Annotated in this window: 15 protein-coding genes; 12 read left to right on the plus strand and 3 right to left on the minus strand. The window is 72.3% G+C overall.

Annotated features, from left to right (window positions below):
* The first annotated feature begins 29 nt into the window (after positions 1 to 29).
* From sufD to ACZ7C5_RS29780, 7 genes are all read left to right on the plus strand, one after another.
* Positions 30 to 1,262 carry a Fe-S cluster assembly protein SufD gene (gene sufD, locus ACZ7C5_RS29750; RefSeq protein ID WP_401089992.1) on the plus strand — a complete coding sequence of 411 codons (1,233 nt, stop codon included), beginning with the start codon at positions 30 to 32 and terminating at the stop codon, positions 1,260 to 1,262.
* 5 nt (positions 1,263 to 1,267) lie between these two features.
* Entirely contained in the window at positions 1,268 to 1,585 is a 318-nt protein-coding gene (locus ACZ7C5_RS29755) for a bifunctional 3-phenylpropionate/cinnamic acid dioxygenase ferredoxin subunit (protein ID WP_063349526.1), read from the plus strand.
* Positions 1,586 to 1,591: 6 nt separating this feature from the next.
* On the plus strand, positions 1,592 to 2,356 hold the full coding sequence (sufC, locus tag ACZ7C5_RS29760; RefSeq protein ID WP_188300532.1) for a Fe-S cluster assembly ATPase SufC: 765 nt from the start codon (positions 1,592 to 1,594) through the stop codon (positions 2,354 to 2,356).
* Positions 2,353 to 3,612 (plus strand): cysteine desulfurase, encoded by a 1,260-nt coding sequence (locus ACZ7C5_RS29765; protein WP_401089994.1) that lies wholly within the window; start codon positions 2,353 to 2,355, stop codon positions 3,610 to 3,612. The genes sufC and ACZ7C5_RS29765 overlap by 4 nt, the downstream gene beginning before the upstream one ends.
* A 20-nt stretch (positions 3,613 to 3,632) precedes the next feature.
* Positions 3,633 to 4,085, plus strand: coding sequence for a Fe-S cluster assembly sulfur transfer protein SufU (sufU, locus tag ACZ7C5_RS29770; protein WP_188300530.1), 453 nt, complete (start codon positions 3,633 to 3,635; stop codon positions 4,083 to 4,085).
* Between the two features lie 22 nt (positions 4,086 to 4,107).
* Positions 4,108 to 4,506: a metal-sulfur cluster assembly factor gene (locus ACZ7C5_RS29775; RefSeq protein ID WP_401089996.1), complete on the plus strand. Its 399-nt coding sequence runs from the start codon at positions 4,108 to 4,110 to the stop codon at positions 4,504 to 4,506.
* Between the two features lie 278 nt (positions 4,507 to 4,784).
* On the plus strand, positions 4,785 to 5,444 hold the full coding sequence (locus tag ACZ7C5_RS29780; RefSeq protein ID WP_470323815.1) for a Uma2 family endonuclease: 660 nt from the start codon (positions 4,785 to 4,787) through the stop codon (positions 5,442 to 5,444).
* Between the two features lie 365 nt (positions 5,445 to 5,809).
* Here the strand turns inward: ACZ7C5_RS29780 and ACZ7C5_RS29785 are convergent, their stop codons facing one another.
* The gene (locus ACZ7C5_RS29785; RefSeq protein ID WP_401089998.1) at positions 5,810 to 7,144 is read right to left on the minus strand and encodes an MFS transporter; all 1,335 of its coding nucleotides are present in this window, start codon (positions 7,142 to 7,144) and stop codon (positions 5,810 to 5,812) included.
* Between the two features lie 359 nt (positions 7,145 to 7,503).
* Here ACZ7C5_RS29785 and ACZ7C5_RS29790 point away from each other — a divergent pair, with 359 nt between their 5' ends.
* A complete protein-coding gene (locus tag ACZ7C5_RS29790) occupies positions 7,504 to 9,126 on the plus strand; it encodes a hypothetical protein (RefSeq protein ID WP_401089999.1) in 1,623 nt (540 codons plus the stop codon).
* A gap of 66 nt (positions 9,127 to 9,192) precedes the next feature.
* Here the strand turns inward: ACZ7C5_RS29790 and ACZ7C5_RS29795 are convergent, their stop codons facing one another.
* Positions 9,193 to 9,675, minus strand: coding sequence for a VOC family protein (locus tag ACZ7C5_RS29795; RefSeq protein WP_470323806.1), 483 nt, complete (start codon positions 9,673 to 9,675; stop codon positions 9,193 to 9,195).
* Positions 9,676 to 9,943: 268 nt separating this feature from the next.
* Between ACZ7C5_RS29795 and ACZ7C5_RS29800 the strand changes: the two genes are divergently transcribed.
* Both ACZ7C5_RS29800 and ACZ7C5_RS29805 read left to right on the plus strand, forming a co-directional pair.
* Positions 9,944 to 11,086, plus strand: coding sequence for a hypothetical protein (locus tag ACZ7C5_RS29800; protein ID WP_470323807.1), 1,143 nt, complete (start codon positions 9,944 to 9,946; stop codon positions 11,084 to 11,086).
* A gap of 275 nt (positions 11,087 to 11,361) precedes the next feature.
* Positions 11,362 to 12,852: an alkaline phosphatase PhoX gene (locus ACZ7C5_RS29805; RefSeq protein WP_401090005.1), complete on the plus strand. Its 1,491-nt coding sequence runs from the start codon at positions 11,362 to 11,364 to the stop codon at positions 12,850 to 12,852.
* 40 nt (positions 12,853 to 12,892) lie between these two features.
* Here ACZ7C5_RS29805 and ACZ7C5_RS29810 read toward each other — a convergent pair whose 3' ends face one another.
* Entirely contained in the window at positions 12,893 to 14,485 is a 1,593-nt protein-coding gene (locus ACZ7C5_RS29810; RefSeq protein WP_470323808.1) for a PucR family transcriptional regulator, read from the minus strand.
* Between the two features lie 146 nt (positions 14,486 to 14,631).
* On the opposite strand from ACZ7C5_RS29810, the gene ACZ7C5_RS29815 reads away from it, so the two are divergent.
* Positions 14,632 to 15,228 carry a PadR family transcriptional regulator gene (locus tag ACZ7C5_RS29815; RefSeq protein WP_401090009.1) on the plus strand — a complete coding sequence of 199 codons (597 nt, stop codon included), beginning with the start codon at positions 14,632 to 14,634 and terminating at the stop codon, positions 15,226 to 15,228.
* Positions 15,225 to 15,500, plus strand: coding sequence for a hypothetical protein (locus ACZ7C5_RS29820; RefSeq protein ID WP_470323809.1), 276 nt, complete (start codon positions 15,225 to 15,227; stop codon positions 15,498 to 15,500). Before ACZ7C5_RS29815 ends, ACZ7C5_RS29820 begins: the two co-directional genes overlap by 4 nt.
* The last annotated feature ends 317 nt before the right edge of the window (positions 15,501 to 15,817 follow it).

Genomic DNA, 15,817 nt, shown 5'->3' on the forward strand with positions numbered 1-15,817 from the left:
TTTTCGAGGAAGAGAGCACCACGACAGCCATGGCTGACGTCAACACCCCCACCGGCTCCACCACCGCCGGTTCGATCGAGGTCGGCACCGCCGGCGCGGGCGCGCAGCTCGCCGGCCCCGGCACCGGCCGCACCACGGTCCAGCAGCCGATCGACGCGCGCGTCGCGGTCAAGCCGTCCTTCGACGTGAACGACTTCCCGGTGCCCACCGGCCGCGAGGAGGACTGGCGGTTCACCCCGCTGCACCGCCTCGGCGGGCTGCACGACGGCACCGCCGCCGCTGCCGCGCGCGGTGAGGACAAGGTCGAGTTCACGCTGCCGGACGGCGTCACCGCCGAGACCGTCGGCCGTGACGACGCCCGTCTGGGCAAGGCCGGCACGCCGGTCGACCGGGTCGCCGCGCAGGCGTTCAGCGCCTTCGAACAGGCCCTGGTGGTCACCGTTCCCAAGGAATCGGTGCTGGCCGAGCCGGTCAGGATCGACGTGCGGGGCGAGGGCGGGGTCCGCTTCGCCCACGTGGTGATCGACGTCAAGCCGTTCGCCGAGGCCGTCGTGGTGCTGAACCACGCGGGCACCGGCACCCGGGCCGCCAACGTCGAGCTGCTGGTCGGCGAGGGCGCCAAGCTCACCTTCGTCTCCGTGCAGGACTGGGAGCGCGAGGCCGTCCACGTCGCCCAGCACAACGCGCTGGTCGGCCGGGACGCCTCGTTCAAGTCCGTGGTCGTCACCTTCGGCGGTGACCTGGTCCGCCTGCACCCGCGGGTCAACTACGCGGGCCCCGGTGGCGAGGCCGAGCTGTTCGGCCTCTACTTCGCGGACGCCGGCCAGCACCTGGAGCACCGCCTGGTGGTCGACCACGACACGCCGCACTGCCGGTCGAACGTGGCGTACAAGGGCGCGCTCCAGGGGCAGGACGCCCACGCGGTCTGGGTCGGCGACGTGCTGATCCGCGCCGCCGCGCTCGGCACCGACACCTACGAGCTCAACCGGAACCTGGTGCTCACCGACGGCGCCCGGGTCGACTCGATCCCGAACCTGGAGATCGAGACCGGCGAGATCGTCGGCGCCGGCCACGCCTCGGCGACCGGCCGCTTCGACGACGAGCAGCTGTTCTACCTCCAGGCCCGTGGCATCCCGGCCGACGAGGCCCGCCGCCTGGTGGTGCGCGGCTTCTTCGCCGAACTGCTCCAGCAGATCGGCGTGGCCGAGGTCCAGGAGCAGCTCATGGTCAAGATCGACGCCGAGCTGGAATCGGCGGTCTGATCGCCATGACCTTCCTCCGCGCCTGCGCGCTGAGCGACCTCCAGGAGGACGTCCCCAAGCGCGTGGACCTGAACGGCGTGCCGGTCTCCGTCGTCCGCACCGACGAGGGGGTGTTCGCGATCAACGACACCTGCTCGCACGCGAACGTCTCGCTCTCCGAGGGCGAGGTCGAGGACTGCATGATCGAGTGCTGGCTGCACGGCTCCAGCTTCGACCTGCGCACCGGCAAGCCCTCCGGCCTGCCCGCCACCAAGCCGGTCGCTGTCTACCCCGTAAAGATCGAAGGGGACGATGTGCTCGTCTCCGTCAACCAGGAGTCCTGAGTACACATGGCAACCCTTGAAATCCGCGACCTGCACGTCTCCGTGGAAGCCGAGAACGGCCCGCGCGAGATCCTGAAGGGCGTCGACCTGACCGTGAAGCAGGGCGAGACCCACGCCATCATGGGTCCGAACGGCTCCGGCAAGTCCACCCTGGCCTACTCGCTGGCCGGCCACCCCAAGTACACCGTCACCGGCGGCTCGGTGCTGCTGGACGGCGAGGACGTCCTGGAGATGTCCGTCGACGAGCGCGCCAAGGCCGGCGTCTTCCTGGCCATGCAGTACCCGGTCGAGGTCCCCGGGGTCTCGGTCAGCAACTTCCTGCGCACCGCCGCCACCGCCGTCCGCGGCGAGGCCCCGAAGCTGCGGCTGTGGGTGAAGGAGGTCAAGGAGGCGATGGCCGGCCTCCAGATGGACCCGGCCTTCGCCGAGCGCAACGTCAACGAGGGCTTCTCCGGCGGCGAGAAGAAGCGCCACGAGATCCTCCAGCTGGAGCTGCTCAAGCCGAAGATCGCGATCCTCGACGAGACCGACTCCGGCCTGGACGTCGACGCGCTGCGGATCGTCTCCGAGGGCATCAACCGGGTCCGCTCGACCGGTGAGGTCGGCACCCTGCTGGTCACCCACTACACGCGCATCCTGCGGTACATCAAGCCCGACTACGTCCACGTCTTCGCGGGCGGCCGCATCGTCGAGTCCGGCGGCGCCGAGCTGGCCGACAAGCTGGAGAACGAGGGCTACGAGGCGTATGTGAAGGGGGGCGCGTCCGAGTGACCCATCCGTTTGCGGGACTGCTCGACACCGACGCGATCCGCAAGGACTTCCCGGTCCTCCAGCGGGTGCTGCACGACGACAAGCCGCTGGTCTACCTGGACAACGCGGCGACCTCGCAGAAGCCGCGCCAGGTGCTGGAAGCCCTGAACGCCTACTACGAGCGGCACAACGCCAACGTCCACCGCGGCGTGCACGTGCTCGCCGAGGAGGCCACGGCGCTGTACGAGGGCGCCCGTGACAAGGTCGCGGCGTTCGTCAACGCGCCGAGCCGCAACGAGGTGATCTTCACCAAGAACGCCTCGGAGTCGCTCAACCTCGTCGCCAACATGCTCGGCTGGGCCGACGAGCCGTACCGGGTGGACGCCGACTCCGAGATCGTCATCACGGAGATGGAGCACCACTCCAACATCGTCCCGTGGCAGCTGCTGTCGCAGCGCACCGGTGCGAAGCTCAAGTGGTTCGGGCTGACCGACGAGGGCCGGCTCGACCTGTCGAACATCGACGAGCTGATCACCGAGAAGACCAAGGTGGTCTCCTTCACCCTGGTCTCCAACCTGCTGGGCACGGTCAACCCGGTCGAGGCGATCGTCCGCAAGGCCCAGTCGGTCGGCGCGCTGGTCGTCATCGACGCCTCGCAGGCCGCCCCGCACATGGTGCTGGACGTGCAGGCGCTGGAGGCCGACTTCGTCGCCTTCACCGGCCACAAGATGCTGGCCCCGACCGGCATCGGCGTGCTCTGGGGCCGCCACGAGCTGCTGGAGGACCTCCCGCCGTTCCTCGGCGGCGGCGAGATGATCGAGACCGTCACCATGGGCTCGTCCACCTACGCCCCGGCGCCGCACAAGTTCGAGGCCGGCACCCCGCCGATCGCCCAGGCGGTCGGGCTCGGCGCGGCCATCGACTACCTCCAGGACATCGGCATGGAGCGGATCGCGGCGCACGAGCACGCGATCACCGAGTACGCCGTCGAGCGGCTGCTGGAGGTCCCCGACCTGCGGATCATCGGCCCGCGCACGGCCGTGGACCGCGGCGCGGCGATCTCCTTCACGCTCGGCGACATCCACCCGCACGACGTGGGCCAGGTGCTGGACGAGCAGGGCATCGCCGTCCGCGTCGGCCACCACTGCGCGCGGCCGGTCTGCCTGCGGTACGGAATTCCGGCGACCACGCGGGCGTCGTTCTATCTGTACTCGACGCCGGGCGAGGTCGACACGCTGATCGACGGCCTGCACCACGTCCGGAACTTCTTCGGCTGACGGGACGGGGCAGGACGACCATGAAGCTCGACTCGATGTACCAGGACATCATCCTGGACCACTACCGCAACCCGCACGGCAAGGGGCTGCGGGACGGCGACGCCGAGGTGCACCACGTCAACCCGACGTGCGGTGACGAGATCACCCTGCGGGTGAAGCTCGACGGCGTGACCGTCGCCGACGTCTCGTACGAGTCCCAGGGCTGTTCGATCAGCCAGGCGAGCGCCTCGGTGCTCAACGACCTGGTGGTCGGCAAGAGCGTGGGCGAGGCGCAGGCGGTCCAGGAGGCCTTCCTGGAGCTGATGCAGAGCAAGGGCCAGGGCGAGGGGGACGAGGAGGTGCTGGAGGACGCGGTCGCGTTCGCCGGCGTCTCCAAGTACCCGGCCCGGGTCAAGTGCGCGCTGCTCAGCTGGATGGCCTGGAAGGACGCCACCGCCCAGGCGCTCGCCCAGAACCCCGCCGTGAACGACTGATCCCGTAGGGGAGGACAAGACCATGAGTGACGAGAACACCACCACCGGCGCCGAGGCCCCCGCTGCGGAGGAGCAGCAGTCCGGCACCGTCATCGTCGGCACCACGGCCGGCACGGTCTCGGTCGAGGACCTGACCGAGGCCCTGATGGACGTCGTCGACCCCGAGCTGGGCATCGACGTCGTCAACCTGGGCCTGATCTACGGCGTCCACATCGACGAGTCGGACGTGGCCACCATCGACATGACGCTCACCTCGGCGGCCTGCCCGCTGACCGACGTCATCGAGGACCAGGCCAGGACGGCCACCGACGGCCTGGTGCAGGACCTGCGCATCAACTGGGTCTGGATGCCGCCGTGGGGCCCGGACAAGATCACCGACGACGGCCGCGACCAGCTGCGGGCGCTGGGCTTCAACGTCTGAGGCCGGGCTTTCGCCCCTTCGTCAACCTGCTGCCGCGCGAAACCCACGGGTTCGCGCGGCAGTGGTGTGTCCGGGCCTCTTCGCCCGTCGTCGGGTGGACACCCGCGCGTGGTCCGCTTCGTTGAGCAGGTCCACCGCCGTTCCCCACCATCCACCGCCGACGAACGTCAACCTGCTGCTGTGGAAACCTCTCCTTCGAGGGAAAACGTTTGCGCGGCGGTGGTATATCTGCGACCAGGCGGCCAGGCTGGTGCCGCGACCTCGGAGCGAGCGACGTGATGGCTGTGGAAGCGATCGGGCACTGGACGTTGCCCGACTCGGCGTACGCCATGTGGGTCCGCGGAGAGCTGGCCGACCATCTGCGACTGCCCGACGACGGTACGCGGGTCGAGGTCGTCGGAGGGGAGTTCGTCGTGTCACCGGCGCCGGTCTACGCCCATGGAGGGATTCTCTCGGACATCCAGGAGGCGTTCCTGGCCGCCCGGCTCGCTGATGCGGGATTCCCGTGGAGGGCCGTTCAGAGCGTGAACCTGGACTTGGCCGGGATCGGCGATGGCTACATCCCCGACATGGTGATCGTGGACCGGGACACCGATGCGGCGAAGCGTGCCGAAGAGGTGTTGCACCTTCACGCGCAAGAGATCGGTCTCGTGGTCGAGGTGACCTTCTCGTCCAACGCCCGTGACGACCGTCGTCCGGTGTTCGGAAGGCAGGTCAGGTCCACCAAGTGGAACGGATATGCCCGGGGCGGGGTGCCGTACTACCTGTTGGTGGACCGGGACCCGAGGCAGTCGGGTGTCACGTTGTTCGGGGAGCCGGACCGGGGCGAGGGGACGTACGAGGTGCTCGGGGAGTGGAAGTTCGGCGAGTCCGTCCGGCTGCCGGAGCCGTTCGGCGTCGAGATCGTGACCGGGGCCTGGAAGTCCTGGAACGTCTGAGATCCGCCGCACGACGAACGACGCTGCCGATGGAGACCAGCGCGGGGGTGCCGGTGTACCCGGCGGCGACGACCAGGCCGAGGCCGGTGGCCAGGCCGGTCATGCCGAGGGCGGTGGCCACGCGGTCCGAGGTGGGTGGGACGATCAGCTGAGTGGTGGCCGAGGGGCCGCGTGCCGCCAGGCCGGGCGGCACGCGGTGAGGGCCGGGGCGGGCACCCGCCGGGAGGCGGGTGGGGGAAGGTGGGGAACGGCGGTGGACCTGCTCACCGCAGCGGATGGTGTGCGGGTGTCCACCCCGCGGTGGGCGAAGCACCGCTGCCCGGGACTACCGAAGTAGTCCCGGGCAGCGGCGCTCGTCGTACGGGTCAGGCCGTCGGCTTGGGCTTGCGGGCCACGGCGACGGCGAGGGCGGCGCAGAGGACGGCGGCGAGGGCGGCGAAGCCGCTGACGGCGGGCAGCAGGCCGTAGCGCTGGACCAGGGCGCCGACCGCGACGATGGGCAGGGAGCTGCCGAGGTAGACGATGATCCAGAGGGCGGAGAGCTCCGAGCCGCGGCGCTCCGGGTCCATGGCGGTGACGGCGGTGGTGAACAGGGAGCGGAAGGCCACGCCCTGGCAGACGCCGCCGAGGACGCTGCCGATGAAGAGCAGCGCCGGTGTCCCGGTGTACTGGGCGGCGACCACCAGGCCCAGTCCGGTGGCCAGGCCGGCCATGCCGAGGGCGGTCACCACGCGGTCGGTGGTGGGCGGGACGACCAGCTGGGTGACGGCCGAGGAGGCCAGCAGCAGGGCCGCGACCACGGCGCCGACCAGCTTGGAGTCGGTGTGCAGCAGCTTGGCGGCGAAGGCCGGGGCCAGGCTGAGGTAGACGCCGAAGACCGCGTACGAGATGAACCCGGCCGTGGCGGCGAGCAGGAACTCGCGGCGGCCGGTGCGCGGCAGCCGGATGCGTTGCGGGCGTAGGTGGGCGGGGGTGGTGATCCGCGGCAGGGAGGCCGGCGGGCGGTTGCGGCCGGGCATCCGGGGGTGCACCAGGGCCAGCGGCACACAGAGCGCCAGCAGGGCGACGGCGTGCAGCAGGAAGGGTGTCAGCAGCGGGTCGGAGCCGCCGGCCAGCAGGGCGCCGACGATCGGGCCGAGCGCGACGCCGCCCGCCGAACAGGCCAGGGTGATCTTGGCGGCGAGCGTCGGGCGGTCGGGCAGCAGGTCGCCGAGGGCGGCGCCGGCGGCGCCGGTGGACAGGCCGACGGCGATGCCCTGGACGGCGCGGCCGAGCGCGAGCTGCCAGAAGCTGCCGGAGGTGGCGAACACGACGTCGCCGATGGCCGCCAGGGCGACGGCGGGCAGGATCAGGGCGCGGCGGCCGAGGTGGTCGGACCAGTGGCCGACCACGGCCAGCACCGGGACCAGCGCGAACACGTAGATCGCGAAGAGGACGGTGGTGTCGAGCGCGGTGAGGTGCAGCTGCTGCTGGAGGAGCGAGTAGATCGGCGTCGCGAGGTTGGCGCCGATCAGCATGAGCAGCAGGGCGGCGGCCACCAGGCCGACGCGGATGCCGCGAAGCGCGTTCCAGCGGCTGATCGTGGCGAGCTGGAGCTGGGCGCGCGGCGCGAGCTCCAGGGGGAGCAGGGCCTCCGACAGTCGGCGTCCGTCGAGCTGCGCGGTGCGCAGGCCGGAGCCGGCGGGGGAGAGGTCCGCCATGGCAGGGGTCTCCTGTGGCCGGGCACCACCGGGGTCGGCGGGGTGTGCCGGCGTGCCCGTCCGGAGGCGCTGTGGTGGTGGCCGCGGTGCGGGGCTCCCTGGTGGGGCGAGGTGAGCTGAAGAGGGCCCCTCCGGCCCGGGGTCGGGTGGAGGGTGAGGGCTTCGTTGCCCCGGTGGCCCGCGCGGGGTGTGCGCGGTGCCAGATCGAAGGATAAGGGGTGGGCGTACGCCCACGGCGCGCGCCCCTGGGTGCGCCCCGCACAGCCGGGCGTCGGGGGTGCCCGGCCTATACGCTGAGGTGTTGGATCGGGTACGCGGCGCTGTTGGGCTGACCGCTGGCTGAGGGAGAGCGCACAACGATGGCCGGACGACGTCGCAAGAACGCCGGAGCTTCGGCAGAGGAGGGGCCGGTCGAGGCGGTCCTGCCGGCCGACCTGGAGCTCCAGGACCTCTACGGGGCCTTCGCCGCGCACGGGCTGGACGACGAGGACCTGGACGACGCTGCCGTCCTGGTCCCGCCGGTGCGGCTGCCCGCCGAGGAGGAGCTGGCCGGGCAGGCGAAGGCCGTACCGATGTTCGGGTACGCGCTGGCGCTGGCTCGCTGGGCGGCCCCGCACCGGGTGGTGGACGAGTTCGGCGACCTGGTCGAGGCGGACCGGGCCCCCGTGGCCAGGCTGCTGGGCCTGGCCCCGGCCGAGGGCGAGGTGCCCGAGGAGGCCGAGGTCGAGGCACTGCGGGCCTGGTCGCTGGCCTGTGACCTGGACCTGGTGGAACTCGGTACGACCGCGGAGGGCGAGCACGTCGCCGTCCCCGGACCGGACCTGGAGCCCGCCGAGCAGGGTGATCCGGACACCGTCCTGGAGCTGTGGCTGACCGCCGCCGGGATCGTCCGGGAGCTGGCCGTCGAGGCGGACTCCGTCCCGGAGGAGGCCGACGGCGAACCGGCCGGCGGCGACGAGGGCGACGAGGAGGACGAGGACGGGCTCTCCGGGGTCGAGGAGGCCCGCGACGAGGCCGCCGAGCTGCTCGACGAGGCCCTCCAGGTGCTCTACGAGACCACCGCCTTCGCCGAGCCGGGCAACGAGACCGTGCCGCTGGGCGTGCTGGCCGCGCTGCTGGTGGTCCCGGAGGGCGAGGAGCCGAGCGAGGAACTGCTCGGAGACATCACCGACGTGATGGTCGCGCTGGACCCGATGCTGGGCGACCTCGCCGAACTCGGCCTGCTGGACTACCGCCCGATCGATCCCGAGCTGTTCGACGAGGAGGACGGCGAGGAGCCCGCCGTGGTCGGTGAGGAGCCGCTGGACGAGGAGGAGTCGGCCCGCTTCGGGCTGGTCCGGCTCACTCCGCTCGGGCAGTACGGCATCCGGCAGTGGCTGCTGGAGGACGGCTACGACGCGCCGCTGGTCGGCGACCTGGCCAAGGGGGACGCGGCCGAGCTGCTGCGCGGGGTGTGCGAGTCGGCCAACGTGCTGCCGGAGGAGGAGCTGCGGGAGTGGACCGCCGGCCGGGAGCCGGTGGCGGCGGCGCGTGAGCTGCTCGCCGCGGCGCGCGGCATCGACGGGTACGGCCCGCTGCGCCGGATGCTCTGCGTCTCGGCGCTCAACCTGCTCGGTCCCGGCGCGGAGCCGGCCGTCCGGGAGGTCATGGCCGACCCGGAGCTGGGCGGCGCGGCGCGGGCCTGGCTGACCTCCCAGGGGGCGACGGACGTGCCGGTGCCGGACCGGGCGATGGCGCTGTGGACGGTGGTCGACACCTTCGCCGCCCAGCTGCTGGACAACGGCGGCGACGCCGAGCTGCTGCGCGAACTGATCACCGACCTGCCGGTGAACGGGGATCCGGCGGGGTGGTTCGGCGAGCTGTGGCGGGTCGACCACCCGTACACGGCGGACGTCCTGGAGGCGATCGGGGAGCTGCATCCGGACCGGGCGCTCGCCAAGGAGGCGCGCAAGGCGGCCTTCAAGGCGCGCTCCAGGAGCTGATCCGGGAGCTGATCCAGGAGCTGAGCGGGGCAGCGGAGGTCAGGGCGGACCCGGGCGGGCCCGGGTTCAGGGCAGGTCCAGCGACCCGTCCTCGGTGAAGGGGAAGAACGGGTTGTGGGCCAGCTCCCAGAGGTGGCCGTCCGGGTCCTCGAAGTAGCCGGAGTAGCCGCCCCAGTGGGTCGGGAGCGGCGGCTTGACCACCACGGCGCCGGCCTCGACCGCCGTCCGCAGCGCGGCGTCCACCAGGGCGGGGGACTCCAGGTTCACCGCGAGGGTGACGCCGCGGAAGGAGGGCTCGCCGGTCGCGGGCACGCCCGCGTCCGCGGCCAGCTCGTCGGTGGGGAAGAGGCCGAGCACGGAGTCGGCGGTGCGGAACCAGACGATCTCCGGGCTGGAGGCGGCGGAGCGCTTCCAGCCGAGGTCTTCGTAGAAGCGCGCGCTGCGGTCGAGGTCGGTCACCCCGAGGGTGACGATGCTGATCCGGGCGGGGAACGCGCCCTGCCCGGTCCGGTCCTGTGCCGCGTCTGCCGCGTCGTTCTGTGCTGTCATGCCGCCAGGTTAGGGAGGGAGGCTGACAACCGGACGTCCTGACACGGCCACCGCGCCCGTCCGGGGACCGAGCTGATGACCCGGCAGCTGTCGGCACGTAAGGTGGCGTCAGCGGTGCGGGCGCGAGGACTCGGGGGTGCGGCACAGGATGATGCGGGAGAGCGGCGGCAGGCACCAGGAGCGGAACAGCGGGCCCTCGGGCCACGTCCCGGCCCCGGACCGGCGGGTCGGCGAGGACCGTTTCGCCGGTCAATCCGTGGAACGGCCCGTGGACCGGGCCGTGGAGCAGTCCGTGGACCGACTGGCCGACCAGCTCGCCGACCAGCTCGCCGGGCAGGAGGAGTTCTCCCGCCGGACACTGGCGGCGGCCGACTTCCCGGTGTACGGCGTGGCCGCCGGGTCGGGTCGTACCGGCGAGATGCTGGCCGCCTTCGAGACCTCCGGCGGCGAGCTGCGCTGGGTCGAGGTCCAGTGCGGTGACCGGCGTTCGACGGCCGGCCCGTACGTGACCGTGCGCACCTATCGCCCTGGGGCCGAGCAGGGCGAGCAGCTGCCCGAGCTGGAGGACCTGGTCGAGGACGAACGGGACCGCGTCTACGAGCAGTTGGGCGTCGACGAGGGCGACGGCCCTGGCCGGGTGCGGGCGTTGCGCGAGTGGATCACGGTGGACGGCGAGCCCTGCGCGCTGGAGGTGCACGAGGACCGGCCGGTGCCCGCGCCCGGCGTCCCGCCGGCGGACGGGCCGGTGCCGGTGTGGGCCGGGCGGCTGCGGGTCGGCGGGGTGACCGTGACGGTGTGCGGGCGCGGGCTGGCCCCAGGCGCGGTGGAGCTCGGCGGGATCGGCGACTTCGAGCGCCACCTGCGCGGGCGCACCGAGCTGCTGCGCGACCTCGCCTCCCGGCGGGCCGGGGACGTCCCGGTCGAGGAACGCGAACTCCCGCCCGCTGTGGGGATGGAGGCGCACCGGGCGCTGATCGGGCAGACCGTCGCCGAGTCCGCCGCGATCGAGGCGCAGGTGCGGGCCGGGCGCACGCCGAGGCTGCCGCGCGGGCTGCGCGGGGAGGTCGGGGCGGTGCGCTGGGAGGCGGCGGTGCGCCAGCAGATGCGGCTGGCCACCGAGACCAGGGAGGAGGCCGCGGCGGCGGTGACCTCGATGGTGAACCACCTCAACCGCCTTTCCCAGCAGACTCATTGGCTGGTCGGGACGGCGGAGGGCGAGGCGGCCGTCGAGGAGGTCGTCCGGTACACCGTGTTCGCCAGTGAGGTGGCGAGCCTGCCGGCGCAGCGGGCCTGGGCGCAGCTGTGGCGGGAGCGGCCGGGCGGCGGCGGGGCGGGGGTCTGGGAGGAGCAGCGGATGGCCGAGCGGCTGTGGCTGTCGGCCTGGGAGCAGTGGCGGGTGGCGCGGCGCTGACGGGGTGTCGGCCGGGGCGGGCGGCGGTGGGCCGGCGGCGCGTCCCCGGTGTTCCGGCCCACCGGATGATGGCCGTCCGGCCGGGTGGGCCGGCCGTGTTCCGGGCGGTGATCCGGCGGGACACGGGTAAAGCAGGGGTCATGTGACGGTCATCGGTCGGCAAATGGCCGCCTGGACGTGAGGTGGGCGTCACGCCGGGTTCACCCGTCCGGCGGAGCCTGCTGGGCGTCGGCATCCCACACCGACGCCCCCGCTCATCCTCAGGAGTTGCTGCCATGTCGCTGTCCCGCCGGGACTTCGTCAACCGTTCCACCCTCGTCGGGGCCGGCGTGCTGATCGCCGGCAGCGCCGAGGCGCTGGCCAGCGCCCCGGGCGCGATCGCCGCCCCGGTCGGCGGCGAGGCCCCGGTCGCCGCCGCCGGCGGGACCAACTCGGCCGCCGGCACCGCCGTCGGCTACGGCCAGCTGGTCCAGGACCCGGCCGGGCTGCTGGCCCTGCCGAAGGGCTTCTCGTACAAGGTCCTCAACCGGGCCGGCGTCACCAAGCTGCGCACCGGCGAGTTCACCCCGAGCAACCACGACGGCACCTCCGCCTTCGAGGACGAGCGCGGCGGCAACCTGATGGTGGTCAACCACGAGCTGGCCGGCGCCCGCGCCAACTGGCCGCACCCGGTGCCGCTGACCGAGGGTCACGTCTACGACCCCGGCGCGGCCGGCGGCTGCACCATCGTGCACGCCAAGCGGGACGGCTCGGTCGAGCAGTGGGTCGGCATCGCCGGCACCGCCACCAACTGCGCCGGCGGCGTGACCCCGTGGGGCACCTGGCTGTCCGGCGAGGAGACCGAGGACAAGGCCGGCAAGAACGGCTTCACCAAGGACCACGGCTACATCTTCGAGGTCGACCCGTTCGACGACGACTACAACCGTGACCCGCAGCCGGTCAAGGCCTTCGGCCGCTACGCGCACGAGGCCGTCGTGGTGGACCCGAAGAAGGGCCACGTCTACCTGACCGAGGACGCCTCGAACCCGAACGGCCTGCTCTTCCGCTGGACCCCGCCGGCCGGCTTCAAGCACGGCCGCTACAAGCTGCGCAAGCTGGCCGCCGACGCCGGTGTGCTGGAGGCCTTCAAGGTCTTCGACGCGCAGGGCAAGTTCATCGACGACCTCTCGCGCGCCACCAAGGTCGGCACCACCTACGGCGTGGACTGGGTCAAGGTCGAGGACCGCGACGCCAGGACCGTCTCGGTGCGCAAGCAGTTCAAGGACGGCGAGGTCACCCGCGCCCGCAAGCTGGAGGGCATGTGGTGGGGTGACGGCGGCTTCTACTTCGTCTCCAGCTTCGCCCGCTCGGAGAGCCCGCTCCAGCACGACGGCCAGGTCTGGTTCTACAACCCGACCCGCCGCACCATCACCCTGAAGGTCCTGCTGGGCGTCAACAGCGACGTCTGGGGCGACCACGACAACTTCGACGGCCCGGACAACATCACCGTCTCGCCGTACGGCGGCATCGTGATCGCCGAGGACGGCGACGGCATCTCGCACCTGTTCGGGGCCACCGAGGACGGCCTGGTCTTCCCGATCGCCCGCAACGAGCTGAACATCGGCACCGCCGAGAAGCCCGAGTTCAGCGAGTTCACCGGGGTGACCTTCTCGGACGACGGCAAGACCCTGTTCGCCAACATCCAGACCCCGGGCATCCAGCTGGCCATCAGCGGCCCGTGGCGCCGGCTGAACGAGCACAAGCGCGGCCAGGGCTACGGCGAGTGACCCACCCCTGCTGAACCGACCGCCTGCGGCTGCCCGCGGACTACTCGTCCGCGGGCAGCCGCAGTTGCAGCATCGCCAGCAGGCGCTGCTGCGGCTGGGCGAGGTCGATGCCGGTCAGCTGTTCGGCGCGGCGCACCCGGTAGCGCAGGGTGTTGGGGTGGATGTGCAGGGCGTCCGCGGCCACCCGGACCTCGCCGAGCGCGTCCAGCCAGGCCAGCACCGACTCGGCGAGCCTGGTGCCGTGGCGGCGGTCGTAGTCGGTGAGCGCGGTCAGCCGCGGGTCGCGCAGGCCGGTGCTCTCCTGGAGCAGCGCGACCACCTCGCTGACCAGCACCTCCGCCTGGACGTCGATCAGCGCCGCGACGTCGAGGTCCACTCCGCCGCGGCCCATCGCGTCCAGGATGCGGTCCGCCTGCGCGCGGGAGTCGGGCACCTGGGCCAGGCCGTCGACGGTCGAGCCGATCGCGGCGCGCAGCGGGACGCCCAGGTGCTCGCGGGCGGCCGTCACCACCTCGGAGGCCCAGTCGCGCACGGTGGTCATTGGCAGGCCGGGCGGCAGCTCGGGCAGCAGCACGTACACCCGGGACTCGATCGGGGCGAGCAGCGCGGTGCGGTGCCGGGCGGCGGCGTGCACCGAGATCAGGCCGGTGACGTCGGAGCGGTGCAGCGCGTCGGTGGTGTGCGCGGCGTAGGCGAGCACGGTGGCCGGGCGGCGCAGGTCCAGGCCGAGGTGGGTGGCGAGCGACTGGGGGCCGGTGGAGCCCTCCAGCAGACCGGTGAGCAGGGTCCGGGTGAGCCGGACGTCGGCGGACAGCTCCCGGCGGCGGCGCACCAGCTGGGCCGCCGCGACCCGGGCGGCGCCGACCAGGGCCTGCTCGGCCAGCGGGGCCAGCGGTTGCGCGCCCTCCTGCACCCAGATGGTGCCGAGCGGCTGCGCCCCGGCCCGGATGCCGACCGCCAGACGGCGGCGCAGGCCCAGCTCGGGGTGCGGCTCGACCGCGATCGGGGCGTCCGAGCTGCGCAGGTGCTGGAAGATGCCCCACTCGCGGAGCTTGGACAGGTACGGCTCGGGGCCCTGCCAGCCGAGGATGGACAGCCGGCGCAGGTCGTCGACCTCGTCGGAGTCGGAGGAGCGGGAGTAGGCCAGCACCCGGCTGGAGGTGTCCTCGATCGAGACGATGCCGTTGGTGAGCACGGCGACGGTCTGGGCGAGGGAGAAGAGGTCGCCCGCGTTGGGCTCCGCGGGGTCCGGGGCGTCAGGGCCCGCGATGATCGCCCGGGCCAGCGAGTCGAGGTGCTCCCAGCGGGTCTCGCGGCGCACCGAGAGCAGTGCGACGCCCGCGTCGGTGGCGGCCTCGCGCAGCGCGTCGGCCTGGCCGGGGCCGTCCAGCTTGATCGCGACGGCGGCGGCCCCGGCCCGGCCGGCCGCGCGCAGGGCGGGCAGGGCGGCGCGGCCGCGGGCGCCGATCGCGAGCACGAGTTCGCCGGGGGCGGCGGTCGGCGGGTCCTCCGGGTCCAGGATGGCGACGTCGCGCACCGGGACGTCCAGTCCCTGCGGGGCGGCCTGTAGTTCGACCAGCGGTTCGCCGAGGGACATCAGGAGTTGACGGAGCGGCAGGCCGGGGGTGGTCACTCCGGTCCTCCTTCATCCGCCCGGACAACGGTATGTGGTTGATTTTAGCCGGGCGGACAGAGTTCGGGATCGTCGATGCCGAATAGTTGATCCTGACTATCCGAGAATGAATAGTCAATGCCGACCAATCGATGAGGAACATCTCCGTGGCGAAGCGACGCAAGGTGTCGAACCCGCTGGCCCTCGCGGTCCTGGCCGAGCTCACGATCGAGCCGATGCATCCGTACGAGATGGGGCGCCGGCTCAAGGAGCAGGGCAAGGACCGGAACATCAAGTACAACCGCAGCTCGCTCTACATGGTCGTGGAGCAGCTGCGGAAGGCCGGGTTCGTCGCCGAGCGGGAGACCGTCCGCGACACCCAGCGCCCGGAGCGCACCGTCTACGCCCTCACCGAGGAGGGCACGGCGGAACTCGGCGACTGGATGCGCGAGCTGGTCGCCGAACCACAGCACGAGTACCCGGCGTTCGGGGTGGCCCTGTGCCTGCTGGCGGCACTGCCGATCGAGGAGTCGGCGCAACTGCTGGCCCGACGGCTGGAGGCGCTGGACGCGAGGATCGAGGCCTCGCGGGCCATGCTGCACGAGGTCGGCGGGATGGACGTCCACCCGATGTTCGTCGTCGAGGAGGACTACGCCCTCGCGCTGCTGGAAGCCGAGCGACGCTACACCGAGCACCTCATCGGACAGCTCAGGGAACCGGAGTTCACCCGGAGCCTGCAGGAATTCCTGAGGAGGATGGAATGAGCACCGCCCGCACCATCCGGACCGCACCCACCACGCGCACCACCAGGAAGGCCCTGGTCATCGGCGGCGGGATCGCCGGAACTTTTATGACTGCGCCCAACGGTCTCGTGGCTCTCGCGGCCGTCGGCCTCGAAGCGGCCCGCTGCCTGGCCGGGCAGCCCGACCTGGCGAGTGCCCTGGCGGCCTACGAGGGAGCCCGGCGGCCGGTGGTGGAGGAGGTCGCGGCCGGAGCGGCGGTGGTGAACGGCCGGAAGGCGAGCGCCGGAGTGTGAGCCGGTGTCCCGCGCCGGGGGCGTGGGCCGGTGGTGCGAGGTGGTGTGAACAGTGGGGCGATCGGGGACGGTTCGTGACCGCGGCGTGACCCCCTTCGTCGGGCCGGACAACGCCGTACGGGGGAATTTAGCCGCCCGGCCAATCATGTGGCCCGGTAGCCAGGAATAGCGTTCGTGCTGTGGCCGGCGCGCAACCCGCGCCGGCAATCCCCCCGCACTGAACGAAGGAGAGCGTGCGCTCTATGGACGCTGTGACCCAGGTCCCCGCGCCGGTGAACGAGCCGGTCCACAGCTACGCCCCCGGGAGCCCGGAACGG

It is taken from the genome of Kitasatospora sp. NPDC036993 (assembly GCF_055607525.1).

Coding starts and splice junctions, on each gene's coding strand:
- sufU (WP_188300530.1), top strand. CDS start 3,633: ATGAAGCTCGACTCGATGTACCAGGACATCATCCTGGACCACTACCGC.
- ACZ7C5_RS29790 (WP_401089999.1), top strand. CDS start 7,504: ATGGCCGGACGACGTCGCAAGAACGCCGGAGCTTCGGCAGAGGAGGGG.
- ACZ7C5_RS29755 (WP_063349526.1), top strand. CDS start 1,268: ATGACCTTCCTCCGCGCCTGCGCGCTGAGCGACCTCCAGGAGGACGTC.
- ACZ7C5_RS29780 (WP_470323815.1), top strand. CDS start 4,785: ATGGCTGTGGAAGCGATCGGGCACTGGACGTTGCCCGACTCGGCGTAC.
- ACZ7C5_RS29775 (WP_401089996.1), top strand. CDS start 4,108: ATGAGTGACGAGAACACCACCACCGGCGCCGAGGCCCCCGCTGCGGAG.
- sufC (WP_188300532.1), top strand. CDS start 1,592: ATGGCAACCCTTGAAATCCGCGACCTGCACGTCTCCGTGGAAGCCGAG.
- ACZ7C5_RS29820 (WP_470323809.1), top strand. CDS start 15,225: ATGAGCACCGCCCGCACCATCCGGACCGCACCCACCACGCGCACCACC.
- ACZ7C5_RS29795 (WP_470323806.1), bottom strand. CDS start 9,675: ATGACAGCACAGAACGACGCGGCAGACGCGGCACAGGACCGGACCGGG.
- sufD (WP_401089992.1), top strand. CDS start 30: ATGGCTGACGTCAACACCCCCACCGGCTCCACCACCGCCGGTTCGATC.
- ACZ7C5_RS29785 (WP_401089998.1), bottom strand. CDS start 7,144: ATGGCGGACCTCTCCCCCGCCGGCTCCGGCCTGCGCACCGCGCAGCTC.
- ACZ7C5_RS29805 (WP_401090005.1), top strand. CDS start 11,362: ATGTCGCTGTCCCGCCGGGACTTCGTCAACCGTTCCACCCTCGTCGGG.